25 protein-coding genes and 1 tRNA gene are annotated in these 24974 nt (G+C 67.0%); 14 read left to right on the forward strand and 12 right to left on the reverse strand.

Going from position 1 to position 24974, the window contains the following annotated elements; genetic code table 11:
- The first annotated feature begins 20 nt into the window (after positions 1-20).
- On the forward strand, positions 21-926 hold the full coding sequence (locus ACFVWT_RS05795; protein ID WP_390246045.1) for an aldose 1-epimerase family protein: 906 nt from the start codon (positions 21-23) through the stop codon (positions 924-926).
- On the opposite strand, the gene xylB is transcribed toward ACFVWT_RS05795, so the two are convergent.
- Positions 916-2361 (reverse strand): xylulokinase, encoded by a 1446-nt coding sequence (gene xylB / locus ACFVWT_RS05800; RefSeq protein ID WP_390246046.1) that lies wholly within the window; start codon positions 2359-2361, stop codon positions 916-918. The two genes, ACFVWT_RS05795 and xylB, sit on opposite strands and share 11 nt — an antisense overlap.
- A gap of 85 nt (positions 2362-2446) precedes the next feature.
- Positions 2447-3634, reverse strand: a complete 1188-nt coding sequence (xylA, locus tag ACFVWT_RS05805) for a xylose isomerase (protein WP_390246048.1) — start codon at positions 3632-3634, stop codon at positions 2447-2449.
- Between the two features lie 126 nt (positions 3635-3760).
- On the opposite strand from xylA, the gene ACFVWT_RS05810 reads away from it, so the two are divergent.
- Entirely contained in the window at positions 3761-4999 is a 1239-nt protein-coding gene (locus tag ACFVWT_RS05810; protein ID WP_390246050.1) for an ROK family protein, read from the forward strand.
- A 2-nt stretch (positions 5000-5001) separates the two neighbouring features.
- Here ACFVWT_RS05810 and ACFVWT_RS05815 read toward each other — a convergent pair whose 3' ends face one another.
- The 3 genes from ACFVWT_RS05815 to ACFVWT_RS05825 are packed head-to-tail and all read right to left on the reverse strand — an operon-like array spanning position 5002 to position 7516.
- Complete coding sequence (locus ACFVWT_RS05815; protein WP_390246052.1) at positions 5002-5622, reverse strand: GNAT family N-acetyltransferase; 621 nt, start codon at positions 5620-5622, stop codon at positions 5002-5004.
- Positions 5619-6434, reverse strand: coding sequence for an alpha/beta hydrolase (locus ACFVWT_RS05820; protein ID WP_390246054.1), 816 nt, complete (start codon positions 6432-6434; stop codon positions 5619-5621). The genes ACFVWT_RS05815 and ACFVWT_RS05820 overlap by 4 nt, the downstream gene beginning before the upstream one ends.
- Positions 6422-7516: a LacI family DNA-binding transcriptional regulator gene (locus ACFVWT_RS05825; RefSeq protein ID WP_390246056.1), complete on the reverse strand. Its 1095-nt coding sequence runs from the start codon at positions 7514-7516 to the stop codon at positions 6422-6424. The genes ACFVWT_RS05820 and ACFVWT_RS05825 overlap by 13 nt, the downstream gene beginning before the upstream one ends.
- A 162-nt stretch (positions 7517-7678) precedes the next feature.
- On the opposite strand from ACFVWT_RS05825, the gene ACFVWT_RS05830 reads away from it, so the two are divergent.
- From ACFVWT_RS05830 to ACFVWT_RS05850, 5 genes are all read left to right on the forward strand, one after another.
- Positions 7679-8848 carry a Gfo/Idh/MocA family protein gene (locus tag ACFVWT_RS05830; RefSeq protein ID WP_390246058.1) on the forward strand — a complete coding sequence of 390 codons (1170 nt, stop codon included), beginning with the start codon at positions 7679-7681 and terminating at the stop codon, positions 8846-8848.
- The gene (locus ACFVWT_RS05835; protein WP_390246060.1) at positions 8848-10062 is read left to right on the forward strand and encodes a dihydrodipicolinate synthase family protein; all 1215 of its coding nucleotides are present in this window, start codon (positions 8848-8850) and stop codon (positions 10060-10062) included. The genes ACFVWT_RS05830 and ACFVWT_RS05835 overlap by 1 nt, the downstream gene beginning before the upstream one ends.
- Complete coding sequence (locus tag ACFVWT_RS05840) at positions 10059-10913, forward strand: sugar phosphate isomerase/epimerase family protein (RefSeq protein ID WP_390246062.1); 855 nt, start codon at positions 10059-10061, stop codon at positions 10911-10913. Before ACFVWT_RS05835 ends, ACFVWT_RS05840 begins: the two co-directional genes overlap by 4 nt.
- 212 nt (positions 10914-11125) lie before the next feature.
- Positions 11126-11557, forward strand: a complete 432-nt coding sequence (locus tag ACFVWT_RS05845) for an SRPBCC domain-containing protein (RefSeq protein WP_390246064.1) — start codon at positions 11126-11128, stop codon at positions 11555-11557.
- Positions 11558-11639: 82 nt separating this feature from the next.
- The gene (locus tag ACFVWT_RS05850; protein ID WP_390246066.1) at positions 11640-11810 is read left to right on the forward strand and encodes a hypothetical protein; all 171 of its coding nucleotides are present in this window, start codon (positions 11640-11642) and stop codon (positions 11808-11810) included.
- A 49-nt stretch (positions 11811-11859) separates the two neighbouring features.
- Here ACFVWT_RS05850 and ACFVWT_RS05855 read toward each other — a convergent pair whose 3' ends face one another.
- Positions 11860-12330, reverse strand: coding sequence for a lipopolysaccharide assembly protein LapA domain-containing protein (locus ACFVWT_RS05855; RefSeq protein ID WP_390246068.1), 471 nt, complete (start codon positions 12328-12330; stop codon positions 11860-11862).
- 201 nt (positions 12331-12531) lie between these two features.
- Positions 12532-12604: transfer RNA gene (locus ACFVWT_RS05860), tRNA-Arg, on the reverse strand.
- A gap of 220 nt (positions 12605-12824) precedes the next feature.
- Here ACFVWT_RS05860 and ssb point away from each other — a divergent pair.
- The 3 genes from ssb to ettA all read left to right on the forward strand — a co-directional run bounded on the left by ssb (position 12825) and on the right by ettA (position 15791).
- Positions 12825-13400 (forward strand): single-stranded DNA-binding protein, encoded by a 576-nt coding sequence (ssb, locus tag ACFVWT_RS05865; protein WP_390246070.1) that lies wholly within the window; start codon positions 12825-12827, stop codon positions 13398-13400.
- A gap of 65 nt (positions 13401-13465) precedes the next feature.
- Positions 13466-14035 carry a DUF6993 domain-containing protein gene (locus tag ACFVWT_RS05870; RefSeq protein ID WP_390246072.1) on the forward strand — a complete coding sequence of 190 codons (570 nt, stop codon included), beginning with the start codon at positions 13466-13468 and terminating at the stop codon, positions 14033-14035.
- A 73-nt stretch (positions 14036-14108) separates the two neighbouring features.
- Positions 14109-15791 carry an energy-dependent translational throttle protein EttA gene (gene ettA, locus ACFVWT_RS05875; protein ID WP_011692260.1) on the forward strand — a complete coding sequence of 561 codons (1683 nt, stop codon included), beginning with the start codon at positions 14109-14111 and terminating at the stop codon, positions 15789-15791.
- A gap of 127 nt (positions 15792-15918) precedes the next feature.
- On the opposite strand, the gene ACFVWT_RS05880 is transcribed toward ettA, so the two are convergent.
- Positions 15919-16899, reverse strand: a complete 981-nt coding sequence (locus ACFVWT_RS05880) for an acyl-CoA thioesterase (protein WP_390246074.1) — start codon at positions 16897-16899, stop codon at positions 15919-15921.
- Positions 16900-16962: 63 nt separating this feature from the next.
- On the opposite strand from ACFVWT_RS05880, the gene ACFVWT_RS05885 reads away from it, so the two are divergent.
- Together ACFVWT_RS05885 and ACFVWT_RS05890 are read left to right on the forward strand one after the other, a co-directional pair.
- Positions 16963-17622, forward strand: coding sequence for a hypothetical protein (locus tag ACFVWT_RS05885; protein WP_390246076.1), 660 nt, complete (start codon positions 16963-16965; stop codon positions 17620-17622).
- A 42-nt stretch (positions 17623-17664) separates the two neighbouring features.
- Positions 17665-18372 (forward strand): Pr6Pr family membrane protein, encoded by a 708-nt coding sequence (locus tag ACFVWT_RS05890; protein WP_390246078.1) that lies wholly within the window; start codon positions 17665-17667, stop codon positions 18370-18372.
- Between the two features lie 65 nt (positions 18373-18437).
- Here the strand turns inward: ACFVWT_RS05890 and ACFVWT_RS05895 are convergent, their stop codons facing one another.
- Together ACFVWT_RS05895 and ACFVWT_RS05900 are read right to left on the reverse strand one after the other, a co-directional pair.
- Complete coding sequence (locus tag ACFVWT_RS05895; RefSeq protein ID WP_390246080.1) at positions 18438-18893, reverse strand: globin; 456 nt, start codon at positions 18891-18893, stop codon at positions 18438-18440.
- 2 nt (positions 18894-18895) lie between these two features.
- Entirely contained in the window at positions 18896-19561 is a 666-nt protein-coding gene (locus ACFVWT_RS05900) for a mechanosensitive ion channel family protein (protein WP_390246082.1), read from the reverse strand.
- A 108-nt stretch (positions 19562-19669) separates the two neighbouring features.
- Between ACFVWT_RS05900 and ACFVWT_RS05905 the strand changes: the two genes are divergently transcribed.
- Entirely contained in the window at positions 19670-20653 is a 984-nt protein-coding gene (locus ACFVWT_RS05905) for an epimerase (RefSeq protein ID WP_390246084.1), read from the forward strand.
- Here ACFVWT_RS05905 and ACFVWT_RS05910 read toward each other — a convergent pair.
- Together ACFVWT_RS05910 and pepN are read right to left on the reverse strand one after the other, a co-directional pair.
- A complete protein-coding gene (locus ACFVWT_RS05910) occupies positions 20650-21129 on the reverse strand; it encodes an OsmC family protein (protein WP_390246086.1) in 480 nt (159 codons plus the stop codon). The two genes, ACFVWT_RS05905 and ACFVWT_RS05910, sit on opposite strands and share 4 nt — an antisense overlap.
- An 8-nt stretch (positions 21130-21137) precedes the next feature.
- Positions 21138-23690: an aminopeptidase N gene (gene pepN, locus ACFVWT_RS05915; RefSeq protein WP_390246088.1), complete on the reverse strand. Its 2553-nt coding sequence runs from the start codon at positions 23688-23690 to the stop codon at positions 21138-21140.
- A 145-nt stretch (positions 23691-23835) separates the two neighbouring features.
- On the opposite strand from pepN, the gene ACFVWT_RS05920 reads away from it, so the two are divergent.
- Positions 23836-24837, forward strand: a complete 1002-nt coding sequence (locus tag ACFVWT_RS05920; RefSeq protein WP_390246090.1) for a hypothetical protein — start codon at positions 23836-23838, stop codon at positions 24835-24837.
- Positions 24838-24974: the final 137 nt, after the last annotated feature.

Consider the following 24974-nt stretch of genomic DNA (forward strand, 5'->3'; position numbering starts at 1 on the left):
CGCGCAGCATTGGATACCCTATGACCCGCACCGAACACCGGATCAGTTTCGGCCCTTATAGCGCCATTGCCACGGCCCGTGGCGGCGCGCTCCGCGAGCTGCGGCACGAAGGCCGCGACCTGGTGATCGGCTTCGCTGCCGACGGCGAAATTCCGGACTACCGCGGAGTCATCTGTGCCCCGTGGCCCAACCGGCTGGCTGACGGCCGGTACAGCTTCGAGGGCAAGGATTTCCAGGCGGTGGTCAACGAGGAGGAGCGGGGGACCGCCCTGCACGGCCTGGTGTTCCGGGCGGAGTGGGAACTGCAGGAGCGCACCGCGTCTTCTGTCCGCCTCGGAACCCGCATTGAGCCGGGAGACGGCTATCCGGGCTGCCTTGACGTATCCGTTGACTACGAGCTGCGGGCCGACGGATTGCACAGCACTGTTCGCGCTGAGAATGTTGGCGCGGATGCGGCGCCTTATGGGGTCTGCCCGCACCCGTACCTTGTCGCCGGACCCGCACCTCTCGACGAGTGGACTGTGCAGATCCCCGCCACGGAATTCGTGGAGGTCTCCGCGGACCGGCTGCTCCCGCGCGGCATGGCCGGTGTGGAGGGCCACGCCTTCGACTTCCGGACGGAAAAGATCCTCGGGGCCGTGGAAATCGACCACGCTTTCACGGGCCTGATCCGAACCCCGGATGGTCTTGCCGCGGTGCGCGTCCATGACCCATCCGGTACGGGAGTGGAGCTGGAATGGGACGGGGCCTGGCCTTGGCTGCAGATCCATACTGCGGACAAGCCGGCAGGGCCGTCCCGGCTTGGCCTCGCGGTTGAACCCATGACGTGCCCGCCTGATGCCTTCAACAGCGGAACCGATGTGCTCCGACTGGCTCCGGGGGAGTCCCACGAGGCCGGCTGGACCATCCGGGCGGTCAGCCGTTAACGAGGCCCCGGCTGTTGAGGTAGGTGCTGGCGTACCGCCGGTACTGTTCGAGCACCTCAGGGACGCCGCTGTCGGCCGCTGACACTTCGGTGCCGGAAGACTCCCACTCCGGCCACCGGCCCGCGAGGACGGCCGCCGCCTGGCGGGCGGCCCCGTCGGCCACGTATTCCCCGGGCTCGGGCACCACCACGGGAAGGCCGAAGACGGTCGCGGCAATCTGCTGCACGGCAGCGGACTGCGCCCCGCCACCCACCAGGATGATCCGGGAGGCCTTAACCCCCTGGGCCTGCAAGGCCGCAAGACCGTCCGCGAGGGAGCAGACCACGCCCTCGACGGCGGCCCGGGCCAGGTTGGCTCGCGTGTAGCTGGCCAGGGTGGCGCCGTGGAGGGAGCCGGTGGCGTGCGGCAGGTTGGGCGTGCGCTCGCCTTCGAAGTACGGAACAAGCGTGAGACCGCCGGAACCCGCCGGGGCGGCAAGAGCCAGTTCGGTGAGCCCCGCCAGCGTCACGCCGAGCAGCGCGGCAGTGGAATCGAAGATCCGGGTGGCGTTCAGCGTGCAGGCCAGCGGGAGAAAGTTGCCGGTGGCATCAGCAAATCCGGCAACAAGGCCTGTTGCGTCGGCGGCCGGAGCCTCCGAGACTGCGAACACAGTCCCCGACGTCCCCAGCGATACCACCACGTCGCCCGGGCGGGCATCGACGCCGAGTGCCGCAGCCGCGTTGTCGCCGGCGCCGGGGCCGATGATTGCGCCCGCCGGCGTTGTGCCCGCGGCCTCCAGTGAGCCGGCGACGGCGGGAAGTACCGGAACATGGCCCAGCACCTTTTCGAGGATTTCGGGGAGGTAGGTGCCCGAGGCTGTGGAGAAGTATCCGGTTCCGGAGGCGTCGGATCTGTCCGTCCGGAGCTGCTGCAGCGACGAGGGCCCTGAGCCCGGGCCGTGGCCCGCGAGGCGCCAGCTGAGCCAGTCGTGGGGGAGGCAGACGGCAGCAACCCGACGGGCATTGTCCGGTTCTTCCCGTGCCAGCCAGCGCAGTTTGGTGATGGTCAAGGATGCGACCGGGACCGTGCCCGTCGTCTCAGCCCAGAACGCAGCGCCGGCCGCGGCGTCGCCGTCGCCCGCTTCCGCGGTGAGCTGCTGCGCGTCTACGGCGGAGCGTGTGTCGTTCCACAGCAGCGCCGGGCGCACCACCGCACCGGAGGCATCCAGGCACACCATGCCGTGCTGCTGGCCGCCGACGGAGACGGCGGCGACGTCGTCGAGGCCGCCGGCCTGGGCGATGGCCTCCTGAAGAGCCGCCCACCAGTGGTCGGGGTGGACCTCGGTGCCGTCAGGGTGGGCCGCCCGCCCCTGGCGGACGAGCGCGCCCGTGTGCGCATCCCGGATTACCACTTTGCATGACTGCGTGGAACTGTCGATTCCTGCTACCAACGGCATGGCGGGTACTTTCTGAAGGCTGCCGCCGGACCCGGCAGTCCGGGTCCGGCGGCAGTGGGGTTGTCGGGTTAGGGGGAGCCGGGGCCTAGCGGGCGCCGAGCAGGTGCTCGATGGCCAACTGGTTGAGGCGAACGAACGCGAATGACCGCTGGGCGGCCGCATCAGCGTCGAACTCCGCGAACGCGGAAGCGTCTGCCAGCAGATCCCCCGCGGTCTCTCCGGCGGCAAGCGTGGGCTCGCCGAGTTCGAAGACGCCGGAGGTCTTCAGGGCTTCCTGGACAGCGGGGTCGGCGCGGAAGGCGAGGGCGCGCTCCTTCAGGAGGAGGTACATGGACATGTTGGATTTTGCGGATTCCCAGACGCCGTCGTAGCCGTCGGTGCGGGAGGGCTTGTAGTCGAAGTGGCGCGGTCCGTCGTACTTCGGGCCGCCGTTGGGGAAGCCGTTTTCGAGGAGGTCCACGGTGAAGAAGGCGCTGGTGAGGTCGCCGTGCCCGAACACGAGGTCCTGGTCGTATTTGATGCCGCGCTGGCCGTTGAGGTCGATGTGGAAGAGCTTGCCGGCCCACAGTGCCTGGGCGATGCCGTGGGTGAAATTCAGTCCGGCCATCTGCTCGTGCCCGGTTTCCGGGTTGAGGCCCACGATGTCGCCGTGTTCCAGCTGGGCGATGAAGGCCAGTCCGTGGCCCACAGTGGGAAGGAAGATGTCTCCGCGGGGCTCGTTGGGTTTCGGTTCCAGGGCGATCCGAAGGCCGTAGCCCTTGTCCTTGATGTAGGCCGCGGCCGTGTCCACGCCTTCCTTCATCCGGTCCAGCGCGGCGGAGAGGTCCTTGGAACCGTCATACTCGCTGCCTTCGCGTCCGCCCCACATGACGAAGGTTTCGGCGCCCAGCTCGGCGGCGAGGTCGATGTTTTGCAGGACCTTGCTGAGCGCGAACCGGCGGACGGAACGGTCGTTGGAGGTGAAGCCGCCGTCCTTGAAGACGGGGTGGCTGAACAGGTTGGTGGTCACCATGGGGGTCTTCAGGCCTGTCTCGGCGAGGGCGGCCTTGAAGTTCTTCAGGATCAGTTCGCGCTCGGAGGCTGAAGCGTCGAACGGGACCAGGTCGTTGTCATGGAAGGTGATGCCGTAGGCGCCCAGTTCGCTGAGCTTGTGGACGGCCTCGACCGGGTCCAGTGCCGGGCGGGTGGCGACGCCGAAGGGGTCCGCCCCGGTCCAGCCGACGGTCCAAAGGCCGAAGGTGAAGCGGTCTGCAGGGGTGGGCTGAAGAGTCATGAAGCGTCCTTGGTTCAGAGGGGTGGTTCGAACTGGCGGCCAGGGTCGAAAGCGGCCGATGAATTAGTTTTCAATCTGAACTATATGCGTCATGATTGACTTGGGTCAATGAGTAAGGCGGCGGAAATGTCACGGGAAAAAATTGCCGACGGCGGTGCGGTGCGTCCGGCACCCGGCCGGGTGGAGGATGTCCGCCGCGGCAACCTCGCCCGGGTCCTCGCTGCCATTGCGCAGGCACGGACGGATCCGCGGCGTTATCCCACGCGCGCTGAGCTGGCCTCCCTGACCGGATTGACCAAGGCTTCCGTTTCCAGCCTGGTGGCGGAGCTTGCGGACTCCGGCCTGGTCATGGAATCGGGTGCCACGCGCGACGGTGAACGCGGCCGGCCGGGGGTGGGCCTGGAGCTCAGCACCCGCCGAGGCGTGGTGGGATTGGAAATCAACGTCGACTACATCTCGGCAGGTCTTCTGGACCTCGGCGGCGCACTGCGCGCCCACAGGACGCTGGAATGCCGAAACCGCGGCCGGTCGCCGGAATCCGTTATGGCCCTGCTGGCCGGGCTCGTCAGCGACGTGGCGGCCGAGGCGGCAGCCGCCGGGATCGATATACTGGGCGGCGGACTGGCCGTGCCCGGCCTCGTGGACACGGCATCCGGAACCGTTTCCAGCGCCCCTAACCTGCAGTGGCACAGTGTTGCCCTTCAGCTGGACGGTTTGCTGCCGGGCGCACCGCTGGGGACGGTTCTGTACAACGAGGCAAACTGCGCTGCCCTGGCCGAGCTCTGGTACGGACATGGACAGGATTTCCGCGACTACCTCTTTGTTTCCGGTGAGGTGGGCGTCGGTGGCGGGCTGGTCATCGGCTCCCGGCTCTTCGCCGGCCCCCACGGGCAGGCGGGGGAGGTGGGCCACGTGGTGGTTGACCCGTCGGGTCCGGACTGCTCATGCGGCGGCCGCGGCTGCTTGGAGACGTTCGCCGGCCAGGAGGCCATCTTTGCCCAGGCAGGCATTCCGGCGGGGGCTGCCTCAGTGCGGCTTGGGCAACTTGTGGAACAACTTGACGCCGGAAACGCGTCCGCCACGTCCGCCGTAGCCCGCGCAGGCCGCTACCTTGGCATTGCCGCAGCATCCACCGCCCGGCTGATGAATCTCTCCGCCGTTGTCCTCGGCGGCCACTTCACCCGGATGGGCCCGTGGATTGCACCGGCCGTGGTGCGGAGCCTCGCCGACCATGCGCCCGGCGTCGTCATCCCAGGCAGGGTGGCGGTCTCGGAACTCGGCCAGTCGGCTGCGCTCCTGGGCGCGGCCGGAAGCGCCTTGCGTTCCGTCCTCGCCGCCCCCTCGGGCCTGACGCAGGCCGGCTAGGTTCAGGTCGGCAGGTTTCTGGTCCGGGCGGCAAGCCGCACCACTGCCCGGCCGGGCACTGCGTCGCTGGCCACCTCGAAGCCGGCGCCCAGGAACAGCTTGAGCGTTCCGTGGTAGAGGTCGGCCGGCCCGGCCTTAGGCCGCAACGCCGGATCCACGGGGTAGCCTTCCACGATGCCGGCGCCATGGCTTACGGCATGGCCGACGGCGGCGCGAAGGAGCGCGGCAGCCACGCCGCTGCGGCGGTGCCCCGGTGCGACGACAAAGCAGCTCACCGACCAGACGGGTCCTTCAGGCTTGCCGCCGGTACCGTGGGGGGCCGCCGGTCCCGCGGCCTTCAAAACCTTTGAACGCAGGATCCGCGGATAGCAGTCGCGCGGCTCCACGGCGCACCAGCCCACCGGGCTTCCATCGCGGAATGCGAGGACCCCCGGTGCCGGAGCGCCGGCGTCGAACTTTGCCTGCAGTTGGTGCTTGCGCTCCGATGGGGTCGACTTGTTCCAATCGGACCCTGTCAGGGCGAAGAACCTGCACCAGCAACGCGACGGCTGGCCGCGCACGCCGAAGAGGCGTTCGACGTCGGGCCATTCCGCCGGCGCTGTGCTCACGGGTGCAGCAGTCACGGCAGCCAGCCGTGTCCGGCCAGCCACGTGGCGCACAGCTCCGTCCACCGCTCCACGCCGGCGACCCCGGCAGCGAGGCCCAGCCCGTGCCGGCCATGCGGAAACACGTGCAGCTCTGCAGGCACGGCAGCCTTGCGCAGCGCCGAGGCGTAACGCAGGCTGTGTTCAACATCCACTGCTGCGTCGTCGAAGGTGTGCCAGATGAAGGCCGGGGGAGTGCTGCCTGTGACAGTGAGCTCCGCGGACAGCCCTGCCAGGAGCTCCGCGGCCGGCGCGGCGCCGAGCAGGTTGTCGATGCTGCCCTGGTGGACGGCCGCTTCGAAGGACACCACGGGGTAGCACAGGATGGCGAGGTCCGGCCGGGACTCCGGCACGTCGAGTGTCTCGTCGCCGGTGGGAACGCCTCCGGCGAGGGTGGCGGCCACATGACCTCCGGCGGAGAACCCCAGGACACCCACGCGCGAGCCATCCACCGCGAGTCCGTGGCCGCCGCGCCTGATCCAGGCCAGGGCGGCCTTCGCGTCCGCCAGCGGGGCCGGGTGGCGGTGCGGAGCCACCCGATAGCGCAGCACGAAGGCGTGGATCCCCAACGAAGCCAGCCAGTCGGCCACCGGCTCTGCCTCGTGGTCGGCGTGGCGCGCGTAGCCTCCGCCGGGGAGGACCAGGATCGCCGGGAACCGCCGCGGGGATTGCCCGTTGTCCGGTTGTGCTCGGCCCGGTGACGCGCCGTCGCCCGGCGCGGCCGGACCGTGGCGCGCCGGGACCACGGTGAGGCCGGCCGGCATCCGGGTGCGGCCGGTCAGGGTGTCCACTCTGTGCTCCGCCGGAGAGTCACCTGGCCGGTGACGGCCGGGCCGTCGTCGTGTTTTCCATCCGCTCCGGCGGCAGCTTCGGACCCTGTGCTCAACGTGGCCAGGCGGCCGATTTCCTCCAGGGGAAGGCGCACGGTTGAAAGCCCCGGGCGGAAGTCCCGGAGCGTTTCGATGTCGTCGAACCCTGCGATCAGTGCGTCGCGGGGAATTCGGAATCCCTCGGAACGAAGCGCTGCGGCGGCGCCGATTGCCATGACATCGTTCGCCGCGAAGATGCACAAATCCGGCTTCCCGCCCTCGTTCGCCGGGGCGGCGTTTCGGGCGTCCCGGATCCGATCAGCGAGCACGAGCCCGGCTTCGTAGCCGCCGGCGCGGTTGAAGGATGCGCGCAGGACTTCGGCTTCGGGGCGGCCGGCGGAGGCAAGACCGGCCTGGAAGCCGCGGATCCGGTCGTCGGACGTGATCAGGCCTTCGGGACCGCCGATGATGACAAAGTCGCCGGAATGGCTGGCCGTCAGCTTTCCGGCAAGTTCGGCAGCCAGCTGTTCGTTCGGCACCTCCACGAGGTGATAACCGTCCAGGGCGCCGGCTCCGACAATGGCCTGCCCCACCACACCCACATGCCCGCCATTGCGGCAGTACCGGTCCAGTTCGGCGGCAAGTTCGGCGTTGCCCTGCTCGTCTTCAGGGCGGCTGGACCGTGAGCCGGCAATGACGATGGCGTCGGCCCGCCGGGCAGCAAAGGCGGCCACGGCTTCCTTTTCGTCGGCCGGAGTTCCGCCCGTCGTGGCCAGCAGTACCATCTTGTGCTGTTCGCGGGCCACTTCCTGGACCCCGCGCGCTATGGCGGAGAAATACGGATCGGCGATGTCGTGCACAATCAGGCCCACCAGGCCGGAGCTGGATTTCGCGAGGGCCTGGGCCTGGGCGTTGGGGATGTAGCCCAGGGTTTCGGCTGCCTGCCGCACCCGTTCGGACACGCCCGGGCCGGGTTTGCGGGCGGAGCCGTTGAGGACGCGTGAAGCAGTAGCCGGTGAGACCCCGGCCAATCGTGCCACCTCGGTGAGGGTACTTGCAGCCACTGATGTCTCCTGTTCAGCCAACGTGCGCGTACTGGTCATTATGGCAGTTTGAACGACTTTCGGGAAAGCGCTTGCCATGGGGCGCGGGAGGATGCATCATAAATGCAGTGGGAATGCGCTTTCCCAGCACACCGTAGCGAATCAACTCACCGTGGAGGACACATGGGCTTCGAAACAAAGACGATCCGTATCGCCATGAACGGCATCACCGGCCGGATGGGCTACCGCCAGCACCTGCTGCGTTCCATCCTCCCCATCCGCGACGCAGGCGGCTTTACCCTCGAGGACGGCACGAAGGTCCAGGTCGAACCCATCCTGGTTGGCCGCAACGAAGCCAAGATCCGGGAGCTCGCCGAGCTCCACAAGGTCTCCGAGTGGAGCACCGACCTGGACGCCGTGATCAACGACCCCACAGTGGATGTGGTCTTTGATGCGTCCATGACCAGCCTCCGCGCCGCCACCCTGAAGAAGGCCATGTCCGCCGGCAAGCACATCTTCACCGAGAAGCCCACCGCGGAAACCCTGGCGGAGGCCATCGAACTCGCCCGGATCGGCAAGGAAGCCGGGGTCACTGCCGGCGTCGTGCACGACAAGCTGTACCTGCCCGGCCTGGTCAAGCTGCGCCGCCTCGTAGACGAAGGCTTCTTCGGCCGCATCCTGTCCATCCGCGGTGAGTTCGGCTATTGGGTCTTCGAAGGCGATGTCCAGGCAGCCCAGCGCCCCTCATGGAACTACCGCAAGGAGGACGGCGGCGGCATGACCACGGACATGTTCTGCCACTGGAACTACGTCCTCGAAGGCATCATCGGCAAGGTCAAGAGCGTCAACGCCAAGACTGCCACCCACATCCCGGCCCGCTGGGACGAGGCCGGCAAGGAATACAAAGCCACGGCCGACGACGCCTCCTATGGAATCTTCGAGCTGGAAACCCCGGCGGGTGACCAGGTCGTCGGCCAGATCAACTCCTCCTGGGCCGTCCGCGTCTACCGCGACGAACTGGTGGAATTCCAGATCGACGGCACCCACGGTTCAGCGGTCGCAGGCCTGAACAAGTGCGTCGCACAGCAGCGCGCCCACACCCCCAAGCCCGTCTGGAACCCTGACCTGCCCGTGACCGAGTCCTTCCGCAGCCAGTGGCAGGAAGTCCCGGCCAACGCTGACCTGGACAACGGCTTCAAGCTGCAGTGGGAAGAATTCCTGCGCGACGTCGTCGCCGGCCGCGAACACCGCTTCGGCCTGCTCTCCGCCGCACGCGGTGTCCAGCTCGCCGAGCTCGGCCTGCAGTCCAACGATGAACGCCGCACCATCGACATCCCGGAGATCTCGCTCTGATGACTTCCCTGATCCTTCCCACCGACGACGGCGGAACCCGCGAATACCGCCTCAAGTCCGCGCCCGCCTGGGCAAAGCCCTCGGCCCCTATCACCTCGCGGCACGCGTATGCCGCAGCCCATGTCATCCCGGAAGTCACCGCGGATAACACACCCGGCGCGCCGGCCCGGCTCGACTGGGACGCCACGATGGCCTACCGGCATGAGCTCTGGTCCTACGGCCTCGGAGTGGCCGACGCCATGGACACCGCCCAGCGCGGCATGGGCCTGGACTGGGCTGCCACCCAGCAGCTGATCAAGCGCACGGGCGTCGAAGCGGCGTCGGTCGTCGCCGCGGGCGCTGCTGCCACGGCCGGCAAGTCCGTCCGCGACCTCGTCTCGTGCGGGGCCGGCACCGACCAGCTGGATCCGGCCGCCCTGCCAACCGGAGCCGCCGGGATCCGGGCCGTTTTGGAGGCCTACCGCGAGCAGGTCGCCGTCGTCTCGGAGGCGGGGCCCAAGGTCATCCTGATGGCTTCGCGCGCACTGGCCAAAGTGGCCAGCGGGCCGGATGACTACCTGCACGTCTACTCGACGTTGCTTCAGGAAGCGGACCAGCCCGTCATCCTGCACTGGCTCGGCACCATGTTTGATCCCGCCCTTGCCGGCTACTGGGGTTCCGACGACGTCTCCACGGCCACCAACACGTTCCTCTCCCTGATCCGCGAGCACGCGGACAAGGTGGATGGCGTCAAGGTTTCACTTCTTGATGCCGGCCACGAGGTGGCGCTGCGCGCCGCACTCCCGGAAGGCGTCCGTCTCTACACCGGTGACGACTTCAATTACCCGGAACTGATCGACGGCGACGGCACGCACCATTCGGACGCGCTGCTGGGCATCTTCGCCGCCATCTACCCGGCCGCATCGGCAGCGCTGCAAAGCTACGACGCCGGCGATGCTGTCAAAGCCCGTGCCATCCTGGACTCCACCCGGGAATTGGGCAAGCACATCTTCAGCGCCCCCACGTTCTACTACAAGACCGGCATCGCGTTCATGTCCTGGCTCAACGGCAAGCAGCCCGGTTTCCAGATGGTGGGCGGGCTGCACTCCGGCCGATCCGTGGTGCACCTCGCCAGGACCTTCGAACTTGCCGACCAGGCCGGACTGTTGAAGGACCCGGCCCTGGCTGCGTTCCGGATGTCCGACTACCTGCGCATCAACGGAGTGGGAGTATGAGCGACTTGTCAGGTGCCGACTTCGGAAGGCTTTCCCTCAACAGCGCCACCACCAAGAAGTGGACCCTGGCCGAGGCCGTTGACGGCTGTGCCCGTGCCGGCATCCCCGCGATCGGCCCGTGGCGGGACCGCGTTCACGAGGCCGGCCTGGACAAGGCCGCCAAGCTCATCCGGGATGCCGGGCTGCGGGTGTCCTCGCTCTGCCGTGGCGGCTTCCTGACTGCAGCCGATGCGGAGGGGCAGGCTGCGGCGCTCGCCGACAACCGCGCAGCCATCCTGGAAGCCGTGGCCTTGGACACCCGGGAGTTGTTCCTGGTGGTAGGCGGCCTCGCGCCGGGGGAGAAGGACGTGGTGGCTGCCCGCCAGCGCGTCGCAGACCGACTCGCGGACCTGGTGCCGTTTGCCGTCGAGAACGGCGTGCGGCTGGTGCTTGAACCGCTGCACCCGATGTACGCAGCGGACCGCGCCCTGATCTCCACCCTGGGCCAGGCCCTTGACCTGGCGGCGCCTTATGACGCAAAGGCCGTCGGCGTCGCCGTCGACACCTTCCACGTCTGGTGGGATCCGGAACTGAGGGCTCAGATCGAACGGGCCGGCCGGGAGAACCGCATTGCCTCCTACCAGGTGTGCGACTTCAACCTGCCCATCGCGGCCGACGCGCTGTTGTCCCGGGGCATGATGGGCGACGGCGTCATTGACTTCGCAACGATCGGCACCTGGGTGCGGGACGCCGGCTACACGGGCGACATCGAAGTGGAGATCTTCAACCAGGAAATCTGGGACGCCGACGGCGACACCGTGCTGGAGACCATGAAGGAGCGCTACGCGGGACTCGTCCTGCCGTACGCCTGACCGGCCGCAGGGGTTTCCCGCGGCGACGCTATTCCTGAAACAGACCGGGGCCCCTGCTTCGTCATGGCCGGGGCCCTTGCCCCACGGAACGGCCCGGCACCGCTCAACGGTGGCGGGCCGATTTCGGTCCCTCTGTTTTCCGGGACTCAACCCTTCCGGGGCCTTAACAAGGCCTGCCGCCGCGCGTAGGGTCGTGCGCAGGAGGCAATCACATGAACGATCAGATCAAGGACGCTGAAGCATCGGTGCTGGTGAAAGCCCCGCGCGGCCTGGTATGGCAGGCGCTGACAGACCCGGAAATCGTCCAAAAGTATTTCCTCGGCACACACCTCACCACCACCTGGCGCGAAGGCGAGCCGGTGACGTTCGCGGGAGAGTGGAAAGGCAAACGCTACGAGGACAAGGGCACCGTGCTGGAAAACCGGCATGAGGAACTGTTGCGCATCACCCACTACAGCCCCCTGACGGGGCTGCCGGATGTGCCGGAAAACTACCACACCGTGGAGTACCGGCTGGAAGAGGCACCGGACGGCACGCACGTCACCATCACGCAGGGCAACAACAGGAGTGATTCCGAGGCGGAAGATTCTGCAAAGCTCTGGGAAATGGTGCTGGGAAACCTCAAGGAGCTGCTGGAACGCTGACGGTTCTTGCCCGCCGGGGTGGTTGCGGGAGCCGCAGGGGTGAAACGTCGACAAGCCGAATGCTGGGGACTAGCTTGGGCGTATGACTGAGATTCCGGACGAAAACGGCACGGCCCGCGGCGATGACGGTACGATCCGGCCCGCAGAAGAGGCCGCACGGGACTCCGTCGCCGGCGACCTGGCCGCCACGATCGAGCCCGATATCGCCGACATGGACGACACGCCCGAAGGCCGCCGGGGCGACGTCGGTTAGGGTGATTCGGGTCCGCTGACGGGGGATTGGCGCGCCCGCCTCCTGCGCTTTAGCGCGCCCGCTGCGCAAGCACGCGGCGGCGATGTGCCGCGGCACGCAACTGGATGATTCTGGCCGCGCCCGCAACAGCGACGAGCACCCCGCCGCCCACCGCCGCAATGAAGAGCGCGATTCCCAGTGGAACCGCGCCCTCCAGTCCGAAGTACCGGACTTGCACATAGTCCTGGTTCTGCAGGATGAAGACGATCAGCAGCACCATCACGGCCAATGCTGTTGCGACGGCGGCCCAGACCATCCCTGCACGCGTCACTCGCCGCTCCTCGGGCGGTGCCGTTGGCTCCGCAGGAACGCCCGGCGCCAGCCCGCGCTCGGCGGGTGTGCCTTCTGCCGTTCCGCGCTGTGCAGGCACGCCTTGGGCAGGCGTGGCGGGCGCCGGAACAGCCTGGGCCGGGCCGGTACCCGGTTGCGGTGATGACGCGTCTCTGTCCTGCGGCTCGTAGTCCGGTGATTCCTGGGTCATTCGGTCCATCCTCTCCAAGATGATCCACCGTGGCGGAAGGTGCGGCGCCGACGCCACTTCGAATGAGTCGGCACCGCCCTCAAATAATAAGCATGCTTAGGGTGAATAGCTCGCAGGAACGTGGTGTTCTGCATCCGGCATGTCAGTTAAACAAAGCGGCTCCCACTACGTTGACGCAAGTGGGAGCCGCTTCCGGTGTTGTGCCCCAGGAGGGAATCGAACCCCCGACCGGCGGATTAGAAGGCCGCTGCTCTATCCCCTGAGCTACTGGGGCACGTAGGCGTCTCCGGACCAATCCGGCAGCGCCTAGAAAAGTTTACAGTGCCGTGCGGCTTCGGCCGGTCAGCCCCGTGGCGGCGTTTTGACTGGTCCCCAACATCCCGGTTTCACGCGGACTTGTGCACATAGCGGCGCACGCCTCTCGCCCCGGCGCCTGTCCGGCCCGATGCTGAAGATGCCTGCTAGGGCACAACTATTCGAGACAGGACACCAAGATGACCGACAACATCACAGTCCGCGGCTTCGTCGCCACGGAGATTAAGAGTTCCACCACGCCCGGGGGAGTCGCCACCGCATCGTTTCGGATCGGCTCCACGGACCGGCGGTATGACCGCACATCGGGCACGTGGGTTGATGGCCATACCAACTGGTTCACAGTCCAGGGCTACCGGCAGCTTGCCGGAAACATGGGCTGCAGCATCAAGAAGGGCCAGCGCGTCATCATCGTGGGCCGGCTCAAGATGCGGAGCTGGGAAAAAGACGGCAGGATCTACCACGCTGCCGAGATCGACGCCGAGTCGGTTGGCCATGACCTCATGTGGGGTTCGGCCAATTTCACCCGTACAGCCGGAAACTCCGCCCAGTCCGGCCCGGCCCAGGGGCAGCAGGACAATGCTTCCGGGCCGCAGGACGGCAGGGGACCCGGCGGGGATGGCCCTGACGACGACGCCGGAGACCTCGGGGAGCACCACCCGGATCCCGAAGCTGAAGGTGTCTTCATCGACGATGAAAATGGTGACGTCCTGCAGCTCGATGCGGAGACCGGAGAACTTACCGGGACGGCTGCCTGAACATGCTCTGCTGATGCCCCGAATGCGGCACCGTCCCCTGCGGTGCCGCATGGCAGAATGGCAAGGTGATCCGAGCAAAGACATCCCAGCCACAGTACGGTCTCCAGCCCGGGTCGCTACGGTCCGGAGCCGGGCGGCGGCTTCGCGGCGCGTCGGTTCTGTTCATCACGGCGTCCATGCTTGCGGCGGGCCTCGCTGGCTGCAGCGGTGCCGGTGCGGATTCCCCGGCCTCTTCCTCGCAGGCGGCTGCCGCTGTAGCGGGACCCAGCGTCGCACAGCCGGCCCCGACAGCTACAGGCGCGTCTGTGGCCGCTCCGGCTCCGGCGCAGCAGCCCGAACTTGATGCTGCCACCGCCCGCCTGAGTGAAACCGTGCGCAATGCCCTCCGGGGAGTTGCAGCGGCCAATCCCAAACCGGGTCAGGACCAGCTGACGGCTGCGCTGACCGGCGCCGGGATACCCGCCGGTTCCCTGCAGGTCTCCGTCAGCCGTACGCCAACCGGCCTGGAAGTCGACGCCATAGAAGCTGCAGCGCTGCAGGGTAAGGATTGTGTGATCGGCCAGATCCGCGACGGAAGTGTCGTGGTCACCGTACTACCCGTGCTGGCAACCGGAAAGTGCTTCGTCGGCGGCTGAGCCTGAACCGGACCGCCCGCGAATGACAGCCGCGAATGTGAGTTAACCCCGCCGACCCACTAGATTTGGAACCATGGCGGAATTTATCTACACAATGACCAAGGCCCGCAAGGCCGTTGGCGAAAAACTTATTCTCGACGACGTAAGCATGTCCTTCTTTCCGGGGGCCAAGATTGGTGTTGTTGGCCCAAACGGTGCCGGTAAGTCCACCATCCTCAAGATCATGGCTGGCCTGGACACCCCCTCCAACGGTGAGGCTCGGCTCAGCCCCGGCTACACGGTGGGCATCCTGCTCCAGGAGCCGCCGCTGAACGAGGAGAAGACCGTCCTGGGCAATGTCCAGGAAGGCGTGGGCGAGATCTACGGCAAGATCCAGCGTTTCAATGAGATCTCCGAGGAAATGGCCAACCCTGACGCGGACTACGACACGCTTCTGGAGGAAATGGGCCAGCTCCAGGAAGCCATCGACGCCGCCGACGCCTGGGACCTCGACTCCCAGCTCGAGCAGGCCATGGATGCCCTCCGCTGCCCGCCGGCGGATGCCGACGTCACTCTCCTCTCCGGTGGTGAGCGCCGCCGAGTCGCGCTGTGCAAGCTCCTGCTGCAGAAGCCGGACCTCCTCCTGCTCGATGAGCCCACCAACCACCTCGACGCCGAAAGCGTCCTCTGGCTGGAACAGCACCTCTCGAACTACGCCGGCGCCGTCCTCGCCGTCACCCACGACCGGTACTTCCTCGACCACGTGGCCGAGTGGATTGCGGAAGTGGACCGCGGCCACCTTTACCCCTACGAAGGCAACTACTCCACGTACCTGGAGAAGAAGCGCGCCCGCCTGGAAATCCAGGGCAAGAAGGACGCCAAGCAGGCCAAGCGCCTCACCGAGGAACTCGAGTGGGTCCGCTCCAACGCCAAGGGCCGCCAGACCAAGTCCAAGGCGCGCCTGGCCCGCTACGAGGAAATGGCCGCCGAGGCGGACCGCACCCGGAAGCTCGACTTCGAAGAGATCCAGATCCCGCCGGGACCCCGACTGGGCGGCCTGGTGCTCGAAGCCAAGAACCTGCAGAAGGGTTTCGAGGACCGGACCCTCATCGACGGCCTGTCCTTTACGCTTCCGCGTAACGGCATTGTCGGCGTTATCGGCCCCAACGGCGTCGGCAAGACCACCCTGTTCAAGACGATCGTTGGCCTGGAACCGCTTGACGGCGGCGACCTGAAGATCGGCGACTCGGTCAAGATCTCCTACGCGGACCAGAGCCGCGGCGGCATCGACCCCAACAAGTCGCTGTGGGAGGTTGTCTCTGACGGCCTCGACTACATCCAGGTGGGCCACGTTGAAATGCCGTCACGGGCCTACGTGGCAGCGTTCGGATTCAAGGGTCCGGACCAGCAGAAGAAGGCGGGTGTTCTCTCCGGTGGTGAGCGCAACCGCCTTAATCTGGCACTGACCCTCAAGCAGGGCGGCAACTTGCTGCTCCTTGACGAACCGACCAACGACCTCGACGTCGAAACGCTCAGCAGCCTCGAAAACGCCCTGCTGGAATTCCCCGGCTGCGCCGTCGTGGTGTCGCACGACCGTTGGTTCCTGGACCGTGTGGCTACCCACATCCTGGCTTACGAAGGTGACGAGGAAAACCCGTCCAAGTGGTACTGGTTCGAGGGCAACTTCGAGTCGTACGAGGAAAACAAGGTGGAGCGCCTCGGCCCGGATGCGGCCAAGCCGCACCGCGTGACGCACCGCCGCCTCACCCGCGACTAGGCTCCGCACGAAGTCAGGGCATGCGAAAGGCCGGTTCAAAATGAACCGGCCTTTCGCATGCCCGTGCCCGGTTGCAATCGGGCGGCCAGCGGCTGTCGCCCGGCGGCTCTGCTCCGGGAAAGGCCCCCTAGTCCCTGCCGGCCTTTCGCATCTGGTGCTGGAGGACCTTCGTCTGGAAGGCGCCCACCACTTTGTTCTTGAGGTCGGTCGGCACCCGGACCATGCCCTCCTGGGCAACCGTTGCGACGTGCTCCCCGCCCCGGCTGAATATCCTGCCGGTAGCCAGCCCGCGTGCGCCCTGAGCGCTCGGGGATTCCTGCACGTACAGCAGCCACTCATCGACGCGCACCGGGCGGTGCCACCACATGGCGTGGTCGAGGCTTGCCACGCTCATGCCCGGCGTGATCCAGCTGAGTCCGTGTTTGCGCAGGATGGATTCCAGCAGCGTGTAGTCGCTGGCGTACGCAAGGGCTGCACGGTGCGTATTGGCGTCGTCCGGCATGGGCCCGAACGTCTTCATCCAGACGGCATTGCGGGCTTCCCGTTCACCGTTGGCGGAAACGTATAGCGGCGGGTCAACGTGCCGGATGTCGAAAGGACGCTCGTAGGCCCAGTGCCGTGCCACCGGGTGGTCGAACTTTCCCAGCAGGTCTGCCGTGCTGGGCAGCGATTCGGGGTCGGGGATGCCCTCCGGCATGGGGGACTGGTGGTCGATTCCCTCGTCCTCCTCCTGGAAGGACGCGATCATGGACAAGATCGGCATTCCGTCCTGGTACGCGTGGACCCGACGGGCTGAAAACGACCGGCCGTCCCGCAACCGCTGAACGCCGAACGTGATGGGCTTGTTGGCATCCCCCGGGCGCAGGAAATATCCATGCATGGAATGCACGCTGCGGGCGGGATCAACGGTGCGGTTGGCGGCGATCAGCGATTGCGCCAGAACCTGGCCGCCAAAGACCCGCTGCCGCGGCTGGCGCTGGGAAGGTCCCATGAAGATGTCCTCATCGGTCCGGGCACCCTCAAGCTCGCCGAGGTCCAGGAGTTCAATGAGCGAGGAGGTGGGGTCCTGTGTCGGTGGCCCCGGCAGTCCGGCATCGGCTTCAGTCATGGTTCGACTTTAGACGTCCCCCCGGCACCGTCCCAAAGAGGCGCAGCCGGTAGAGTCGATATTGTGTCTGACGTCCTAACCCAGCCCCTGCAGTTCACCGATCCCCGAGACCTCGCAGATCTGCGCACCTTTGCCACCCGCGCCAAGTCGATCGACGACGGCGCCATCCGCCTCCAGGCCACCGGCCCGGTGCTTGCCGCTTACGTGTGCGTGCTGCGGCCCAGGCTGTTGGGCGAGGCGACTCCGACGATCCTCGGGTTGCGGACCATGGCGCTGGCCCGGCCGTCGGATACCGACGTCACCGTTCCGATCTCGGCCGTACTGGACCGCCTCGCCCGGGCAGGGGAGAACGACGTCGAGCTGCCGCTGCCGCCGGTGACGGTTACCGAGTCATGGGCCGGCGTCGGCGCACCGCGCGCGGGGTGGGAGTCGGTCGCCACGCTGCCGGACGCCACGCTGCGGCAGGCCGCCGAGGCCGGAATCACCGAGATCGCCGCCATCATTCCGGACAAACCCGGCGCCCTGATCGTCAACAACGCCCGTGCCACCGTTTGGGGCAGGGAACTGCCGGGTGCGGCCGGGCTGCCGCTGGGGGCCGCGTTCGCGGCCCTGACGCTAGGTTTCCTGGCCGACGGCGAACAGCAGCTCTACCGGGCGGGGCGCTGGTTCCGGCTCAGCGGGTCCCGCGGACACGTCCTGGCCCGCACCGGATCGGGGCTATAAGACCCTCGTAACCGTCTGATCGGGCCTGCCATACTGGGGCGCATGAGCGTCATGTCGGTGTTGGTTCCCCCGGTCGAGCGGCACCTTGGCTTCAACGATGCGCTGCATCCGGACCGCAGGTGGATCCGCGCGCTTCGTTTCTCGGTCGGTGTCTTTGTGCTTATTGCCCTTGTCCGCAAGACGGTTGACGCGACACTCCCCGGCAATGACGTGGACGTCGCCCAGCTCTACTCGGAATTCACGGTCCAGTCGAACCTGGTACTTGGACTCGTGCTCGTTGTATCAGCCGCACTGCCTCGGACCCGGCTTCCGGAATGGTGGGACCGCCTCTTCGGTGCGTTGGCGCTCTACCTGGTGATGACGGGCCTCATCTATGTGGTCCTCGTGGCCCCGCCCGGCGAGCCGTGGTGGAGCCTGGACATGTACTGGCCACAGCTGGCGCACCACCGCGTGGCTCCGCTGTTCGCCGCGCTTGACTGGCTCCTCGTGACGAGGACGGTGCGCGGCACCTGGGTCCGTCCGTTCGTTTGGCTCGGATACCCTGCCGCTTTCCTCGGCTTCTCGTGGGTGCGCGGAGCCATCGACGGCTGGTATGTCTACGACTTCCTTGATCCGACGCTCGACGGCGGCTGGCCGGCCGCACTGGCGACGACCGCGCAGGTGCTCGTCGCGTTCCTTGTCGTGGCAGTCCTCCTGCACATCGCCGGCAACGCCCGCGCAGCGCTCGCGGTACGGCACGAGCGGCTCTGATCACCGGACCATAGCGCGCCGGGACCTGTGCCGCCGACGCGTCCACACCGGACGGCGGACCGCCCTCAGGCGTCCGAGGGGCTGTTGATCATGGAGAGCGCAGCGCGCTCCATATAATCCCACAGCGTGCCCTCGTAGAGCGGCGGCAGTTCCAGCGCGTCAACTGCCGTGCGCATGTGGTGCAGCCACCGGTCCTTGGCTTCGGGGGTGACGCGGAACGGCATGTGGCGCATGCGCAGGCGGGGATGGCCGCGTTCCTCGCCGTAGGTGGTGGGGCCTCCCCAGTACTGCTCAAGGAACATGAGGAAACGCCGTTTCGCCGGTCCCAGGTCCTCTTCCGGATACATCGGCCGGAGCAGCGGGTCGGTGGCCACGCCGTCGTAGAAGACGTCGATGAGCTTCACGAAGGTCTCGTGGCCGCCCACGGCGTCATAGAAGTTGTCCGTGTACCCGGGCCGGGAGAACGGATCGTTCTGCATCAGCATCTTCGGTTGGCGCGGTTCAGGGGTTGGCGTGCTCATGGTTACTCTCCGGCTTTCTGCTGGGGCGCGGTATTGGGGTCGGGCACGTCCGCGGTGTCGTCCCCCGGGGCCACATAGTTGCCTTGGGACCGGTTGCCCACGCGCAGGATCTCGCCGTTGCGCAGGTACCAGATGGCGCCGTCGTCGGAGCGGACGCGGGTGATCCGCAGGCCCATGGACTCCACCGTGCCCACCACTTCGCTGGTCTCGATGACGTCGCCGATGCCGTACTGGTCCTCGATCGTGATGAAGATGCCGGCGAGGAAGTCGCGGATGAGCTGCTGGGCACCGAAGCCGATGGCGACACCCAGGATACCCACGCTCGTCAGCAGTGGCGCGATGTCCACGTCCAGGTTCTTGAGGACATACATGATGGTGATCACGGCGATCAGGACCCCCGCCACGCTGTTCAGCAGCGATCCGATCGTCTTGGCCCGCTGGACGCGGCGCTCGTGGTCCAGGGCCCGCAGGGCAGGGGCGACCCAGCGGAAGTGCGGCTTCTTGAAGAATGTGGTTCCGGCGGCCACGCTTTTGGTGATTCCGGCAATCACAAACGAGGCTACGAGCCAGATTGTGACGCCCACTCCGATGCTGATCACGATCCCGGCGGCGTTGATTCCGGACATGTCCGGGGTCGCGGGCGGGGTGATCGACAACATGCTGTACATCGGCAGGGATGCTCCTTATTGCTAATCGGCTCTCGCCGGAGCTGCCAGGCGTTCGCCGGGCGCATAACACTCTGTTCACGTTCAACACTAGCGCCGTAGCGTGGCCACATGCGCATCCTGATTCTTGGCGGCACAGCATTCCTGTCGGCCGAAATTGCCCGGCAGGCAGCTGCCGCGGGCCATGCTGTGACCTGCCTCGCCCGAGGCTCGGCGGCCGCCCCGCCGGAAGGCACGGCCTGGCTACGGGCCGACCGGGCCATGGGGCCCGCGGCCTACGCCGGGGCGTCAGGAGACTGGGACGCCGTCATTGACGTGGCCCGTGATCCGGAGCAGGCAAGGGACGCGCTCGAGGCCCTCGCGCCCGCGGCAGCGCATTGGACCGTGGTGTCCAGCTGCTCTGTGTACGCCGAGCATTCGGTGCCCGGCGCGGATGAGAGTGCTGCCTTGTTACCGCCGCTGACGCGGGGCACCGGCTTTGCACCGGAAAACTACGGGGAGGCGAAGTCGGCCATTGAGCACCATGCCACCACCGTCGCCGGCGGCAAGACCCATCTCTGCCGGGCGGGGCTGATCGGCGGTCCTGGCGACAGCTCGGACCGGTACGGCTACTGGCCGGCCCGGTTTTCCCGTGGCACCGGGCCGGTCGTCGTGCCGGACATAGGCGCCAGTGCGACGCAGGTTATCGACGTCCGCGACCTCGCCGCGTGGATACTGAAGGCAGCGGGACTGAAGATTACCGGCGCGCTGAACGCGGTGGGAGAGGTCGTACGGTTCGGTGACTACCTGACGGAGTCAACGCGTGCGGCAAACTATTCCGGCCGCATGCTGGTGGTCCCGGAAGACTGGCTGGTTGCCCGGGGGATCAGCTACTGGGCGGGTCCCGATTCACTGCCGCTCTGGCTCCCGGCGGGACACGACGGTTTTGCCACGCGCTCCAACCACGCCGCCGTGGCGGCCGGCCTCAGCCTGCGGCCATGGGAGGAGACCCTGCGGGACACGCTCGACGACGAACGCCGCCGCGGCCTGGACCGGGAGCGGAAAGCCGGGCTCAGCACCGAAACGGAGCGGCGGCTGGTGGAAGCCCGCGGCTAGGGTTCCCGCACCTGCACGGTGGGTTTGTGCAGCACGGGAAAGTTCACGCTCCGGGCAATGAAGCAGACCTTGTTTGCCTCCTCATGCAGCTGCTCCATCAGCGCGGCGTCCACGGCAGCGGCAACAGTCACCTCTGGCCGGAGTGTGGCGGACTCGAACTGGCCGCTGCCGTCGCGGTTGGTGCGCATCAGGCCTTCGGCGCGGTCCTCGTAGGCCGTCACCACCACGCCGTGCTTCACCGCCACGTGCAGGAAGGACAGCATGTGGCACTGCGACAGGGCGGTCAGCAGCAGCTGCTCGGGGTTGTAGCGTGCCTTGTCCCCATGGAACGTGGGATCCGCGGAACCTTTCAGGACCGGGAGCCCGGGAATTTCGACGTCGTGGTCCCGGGAATACCCCCGGTACGTTGACGTTCCGTCTCCCCGGTTCCCGGTCCATCGGACCATCACGGCGTAGCGGTGCTCGTCGAGGCTCATGCCGGCGGCTATCCGACGTCGGCCTGGCGGGCCCGCAGTGCGCGGGCAACGCCGTCGCGGTTTTCCAGCATCATGCGGCGCAGGGCGGCGCTGTCGTCGGGAAGCGAAGCCAGGAACTCGTCTGTCCGGTCCACGGTCGCCTGGGTGGTCTGCTGTGCCGGATAAAGCCCGACGACGATCTGCTGGGCAAGCGCGTGCGTGCGGTTGGCAACGATGCCGGGAACGGCGTCGAAATACTTCTCCGTGTAAGGCGCCAGCAGCGCCGGGTCCAGGACCCGGGTAAACCCTGCCACCGCGGAGGCCTGAAGGGCGTTGGACAGCTCACCCTTCACGACGATTGATTCCCAGGCCGCAGCCTTGGCCTCGGCCGTGGGGATGGCCGCCTTGGCCAGTGCGGCCGCATTCTGGCCGTTGGCGGTGTTGTCCCGCTCGAGTTCGGCGTTGATCCGGTCCTGGCCGGCCCGGCCGCCGGCCACGAGGGACGCCAGCAATTCCCACCGCAGGTCCTGGTCGACGGCGAGGCCCTCCAAGGCGGCCGATCCGTCCAGCAGCGCGGAAACCGTATCCAGCTGGTGGTCGCTGCGCGCCAGCAGCGCGAAGGACTTGACGAACTGCAGCTGCGCGTCCGATCCGGGCGCGACGGAACCGGCAAGGTCCCAGAGCGTGTCCGCTGCGGCCACGGACGTCTTCTCCCGGTGCTCTTCAGCGACGTAATAGCTGAGCGTTGTTGCCAGCTGGCGCAGCTGGACCAGGATCACGGACGAATCCGATTCGGAGGCGATGTTGGCGAGGATCAGTTCGACGTAGCCGCGGGCAGGTGTTTCCCCGTCGCGCGCTGCATCCCAGGCGGAGCCCCAGACGAGAGTGCGCGGAAGGCTCTCGCGGAAGTCCTTCAGGTGGGCAGTGGCGGTGGCCAGTGACTTCGGATCGAGCCGGACCTTTGCATAGGCGAGGTCGTCGTCGTTGAGCAGGATCAGATCCGGCTGCTGCAGGCCGGCGAGGGCAGGTACATCGGTGCGTTCGCCGTCGACGTCCAGCTCCTCGCGGTGCACCCGGACAAGCTGCCCGTCGGCGACGTTGTAGAAGCCGACCGCGAGCCGGTGCGGCCGGATGGTGGGCTGCTCGGGCACCGCGGACTGCACGATGGTGAAGGAGGTGATGGCTCCGGCGGAATCCACGGCCACCTCGGGCGTCAGCGTGTTGACGCCGGCGGTTTCCAACCACAGCCGCCCCCACTCGTCCAGGTCGCGGCCACTGGCCTTTTCCAGCTCCACCATAAGGTCGCTGAGCTCGGTGTTCTGCCAGGCGTGCTTGCTGAAGTACTCGCGGACCCCGGCCATGAACTGCTCCGGACCCACCCAGGCCACCAGCTGGCGCAGCACCGACGCGCCCTTGGCGTACGTGATGCCGTCGAAGTTCACCTCAACGTCCTGCAGGTTGTTGATCTCGGCGAAAATGGGGTGCGTGGTGGGCAGCTGGTCCTGGCGGTAGGCCCAGGACTTCTCCACCGAGGCGAACGTGGTCCAGGCATGGTCAAACTCGGTGTTCTCCACCGCAGCCAGGTGCGACATGTACTCGGCGAAGGATTCGTTCAGCCAGAGGTCGTTCCACCAGCGCATGGTCACGAGATCCCCGAACCACATGTGTGCGAGTTCGTGAAGGACAGTGATGGCGCGGCGTTCAACCTGCGCGCCGGTGACCTTGCCGCGGAACACGTAGCCTTCCAGGATGGTGACGGCTCCCGCGTTTTCCATTGCGCCGGCATTGAACTCGGGAACGAAGAGCTGGTCGTATTTCTCGAACGGGTAGGGGCAGCCGAACTGCGCTTCGAAGAACTCGAACCCCTGGCGGGTGAGCTCGAAGATGTTGTCCGCATCCAGATACTGCATCAGGGACTTGCGTGCGAAGACTCCCAGCGGAACAACACGGCCGTCGGCGCACTTCACCTCGCTGCGCACGGACTGGTACGGGCCGGCGACCAGCGCCGTGACGTAAGAGGACAGCCGCGGGGTGGCGGCGAATTCCCACACGGAACGGGCGCTGCCGTCCTCGCCGGGAATGGTTTCGATAGGGACAGGCGTAGGGGAGTTGGACACCGCGTCCCAGTGGGACGGCGCCGTGACGGTGAACGTAAAGCTCGCCTTGAGGTCGGGCTGCTCGAACACCGCGAACATCCGGCGGGAGTCCGGGACTTCGAACTGCGTGTACAGGTAGACCTCGTTATCCACCGGGTCCACGAAGCGGTGGAGCCCTTCGCCGGTGTTCATGTACGGTGCGTCGGCAACTACCAGCAGGTCGTTTTCCGCAGCCAGGTACGGGAGTTGGATGCGGACACCGTCGGACACGTCCGCGGGATCCAGTTCTTCGCCGTTGAGCATGACGCTGTGGACTTTGTGGGTTACCGCGTCGATGAAGGTGGAGGTCCCGGGCCGCGCGCTGAACTTGACGGCAGTGGTGGTCCCGAAGACTTTGTCGCCCCGGGTCAGGTCCAGGCTGACGTCGTAGGACTCAACGGTGATGAGGTCTGCGCGCTCACGGGCTTCGGCGCGCGTCAGGTTCATGCCTGGCAAGGTGGGGCCTCCAGAAAGGGTTGCGGTTGCCGGCCGGCAACGGTCATTGCCGGCACTGTGAAGTTATTCTTTCACTTCATGGGGCGATGGCAAGTTAGGTGGATCACGCGCCACCGGCGCGGAGTAGCGTTGGGGTATGGGAAAGATCAGGGATTCGGTGGATGCCAGGGCACTGCGGTTCGCGCTGGTGTTCCCTGTGCTGCTGGCCGCCGCGTTCGTTGTCTGCGCACTCTTGATCCGGCGGGACGTTCCGGACCCCATGGCGGTGCGCTGGAATGAGGCCGGACCGGCCGGTTTTGCTCCCTTCTCCGCCTTCGTGGCCTTCGGGGGCCTGTTCATCGCGGTGGTGGGGTGGCTCGTCCTGGTGCAGGCCGTGCCGTTGAGCCGGCCCGTCGTCATGCGGCGATTAATGATGGGCACCGGTCTGGCCGTCAGCCTCTTTGTCACCACGGTGCTGGCTGCCGTGCTCGTGGGCCAGGCGGGAATCACGGACGTCCGTGAAGCGCGGGTGGATCTGACCGTCCTTGCCCTCGGGGCCGGGGCCGCATTACCTCTCGGAGTCGTGCTGGGCTTCGTCTTCAAGGCAGATGAACGGTGGTCGGTGGATGACGATCGTGCCGTGCGGGAGGCGCTGGTCCGCGAAGTCGACCCGGAGCTGGCGGCAGACTCAGTGCGCATGTGGGTCCATGCGCGCAGTTCCGTGTTTGTGATGCTGGGTGTCGCCTCGCTCTTCCCGGCAGCCCTGATCGCCATCGCCGTCCCGTGGCTGGGTGCCCTCCTGGTGGCGCTGGCGGTGCTGGCAGCCGCCTTCCTTTTCGCCAGGGTCATCGTTGACCGGAGCGGGCTGCGGGTCTTCGCCGCAGGATTCGTCCGGGTGATGGAAGTTCCGGCGTCGGCGATTTCGTCGGCCTCGCCGGCAGATGTCCGCGCCGCAGATTACGGCGGCTGGGGATACCGCCACCACGGCGGGACCACCGCCATGCTGGTCAGCAGCGGACCCGCCGTCGTGGTCAACCGCGCGGACGGCAGGAAAATGGCGATCAGCGGCGGCAGCGCTGATTCCGCCGAAAGGGTGGCCGCCGTCCTCTCCCGCGTCGCCGCACGGGCACGCGGTGAGAAGCAGCCGCCGCAATCCTGACTCCAACCGCCGGTGCCGCGTCGCGTCCCCGGAGTCCGCAGAGCGTTCATGTCAAGCAACCAACGTCCCCCGGCAGTACAGCTAGTACGCTTGGACCGACCCCCGAAGCAGCCCGGAAGCCTACCGGTGCTTTATGA

Source organism: Arthrobacter sp. NPDC058288, assembly GCF_042880995.1.
GTDB lineage: Bacteria > Actinomycetota > Actinomycetes > Actinomycetales > Micrococcaceae > Arthrobacter.

Coding starts and splice junctions, on each gene's coding strand:
- ACFVWT_RS05795 (WP_390246045.1), top strand. CDS start 21: ATGACCCGCACCGAACACCGGATCAGTTTCGGCCCTTATAGCGCCATT.
- xylB (WP_390246046.1), bottom strand. CDS start 2,361: ATGCCGTTGGTAGCAGGAATCGACAGTTCCACGCAGTCATGCAAAGTG.
- xylA (WP_390246048.1), bottom strand. CDS start 3,634: ATGACTCTTCAGCCCACCCCTGCAGACCGCTTCACCTTCGGCCTTTGG.
- ACFVWT_RS05810 (WP_390246050.1), top strand. CDS start 3,761: ATGTCACGGGAAAAAATTGCCGACGGCGGTGCGGTGCGTCCGGCACCC.
- ACFVWT_RS05830 (WP_390246058.1), top strand. CDS start 7,679: ATGGGCTTCGAAACAAAGACGATCCGTATCGCCATGAACGGCATCACC.
- ACFVWT_RS05835 (WP_390246060.1), top strand. CDS start 8,848: ATGACTTCCCTGATCCTTCCCACCGACGACGGCGGAACCCGCGAATAC.
- ACFVWT_RS05840 (WP_390246062.1), top strand. CDS start 10,059: ATGAGCGACTTGTCAGGTGCCGACTTCGGAAGGCTTTCCCTCAACAGC.
- ACFVWT_RS05845 (WP_390246064.1), top strand. CDS start 11,126: ATGAACGATCAGATCAAGGACGCTGAAGCATCGGTGCTGGTGAAAGCC.
- ACFVWT_RS05850 (WP_390246066.1), top strand. CDS start 11,640: ATGACTGAGATTCCGGACGAAAACGGCACGGCCCGCGGCGATGACGGT.
- ACFVWT_RS05855 (WP_390246068.1), bottom strand. CDS start 12,330: ATGACCCAGGAATCACCGGACTACGAGCCGCAGGACAGAGACGCGTCA.
- ssb (WP_390246070.1), top strand. CDS start 12,825: ATGACCGACAACATCACAGTCCGCGGCTTCGTCGCCACGGAGATTAAG.
- ettA (WP_011692260.1), top strand. CDS start 14,109: ATGGCGGAATTTATCTACACAATGACCAAGGCCCGCAAGGCCGTTGGC.
- ACFVWT_RS05880 (WP_390246074.1), bottom strand. CDS start 16,899: ATGACTGAAGCCGATGCCGGACTGCCGGGGCCACCGACACAGGACCCC.
- ACFVWT_RS05890 (WP_390246078.1), top strand. CDS start 17,665: ATGAGCGTCATGTCGGTGTTGGTTCCCCCGGTCGAGCGGCACCTTGGC.
- ACFVWT_RS05895 (WP_390246080.1), bottom strand. CDS start 18,893: ATGAGCACGCCAACCCCTGAACCGCGCCAACCGAAGATGCTGATGCAG.
- ACFVWT_RS05900 (WP_390246082.1), bottom strand. CDS start 19,561: ATGTACAGCATGTTGTCGATCACCCCGCCCGCGACCCCGGACATGTCC.
- ACFVWT_RS05905 (WP_390246084.1), top strand. CDS start 19,670: ATGCGCATCCTGATTCTTGGCGGCACAGCATTCCTGTCGGCCGAAATT.
- ACFVWT_RS05910 (WP_390246086.1), bottom strand. CDS start 21,129: ATGAGCCTCGACGAGCACCGCTACGCCGTGATGGTCCGATGGACCGGG.
- pepN (WP_390246088.1), bottom strand. CDS start 23,690: ATGAACCTGACGCGCGCCGAAGCCCGTGAGCGCGCAGACCTCATCACC.
- ACFVWT_RS05920 (WP_390246090.1), top strand. CDS start 23,836: ATGGGAAAGATCAGGGATTCGGTGGATGCCAGGGCACTGCGGTTCGCG.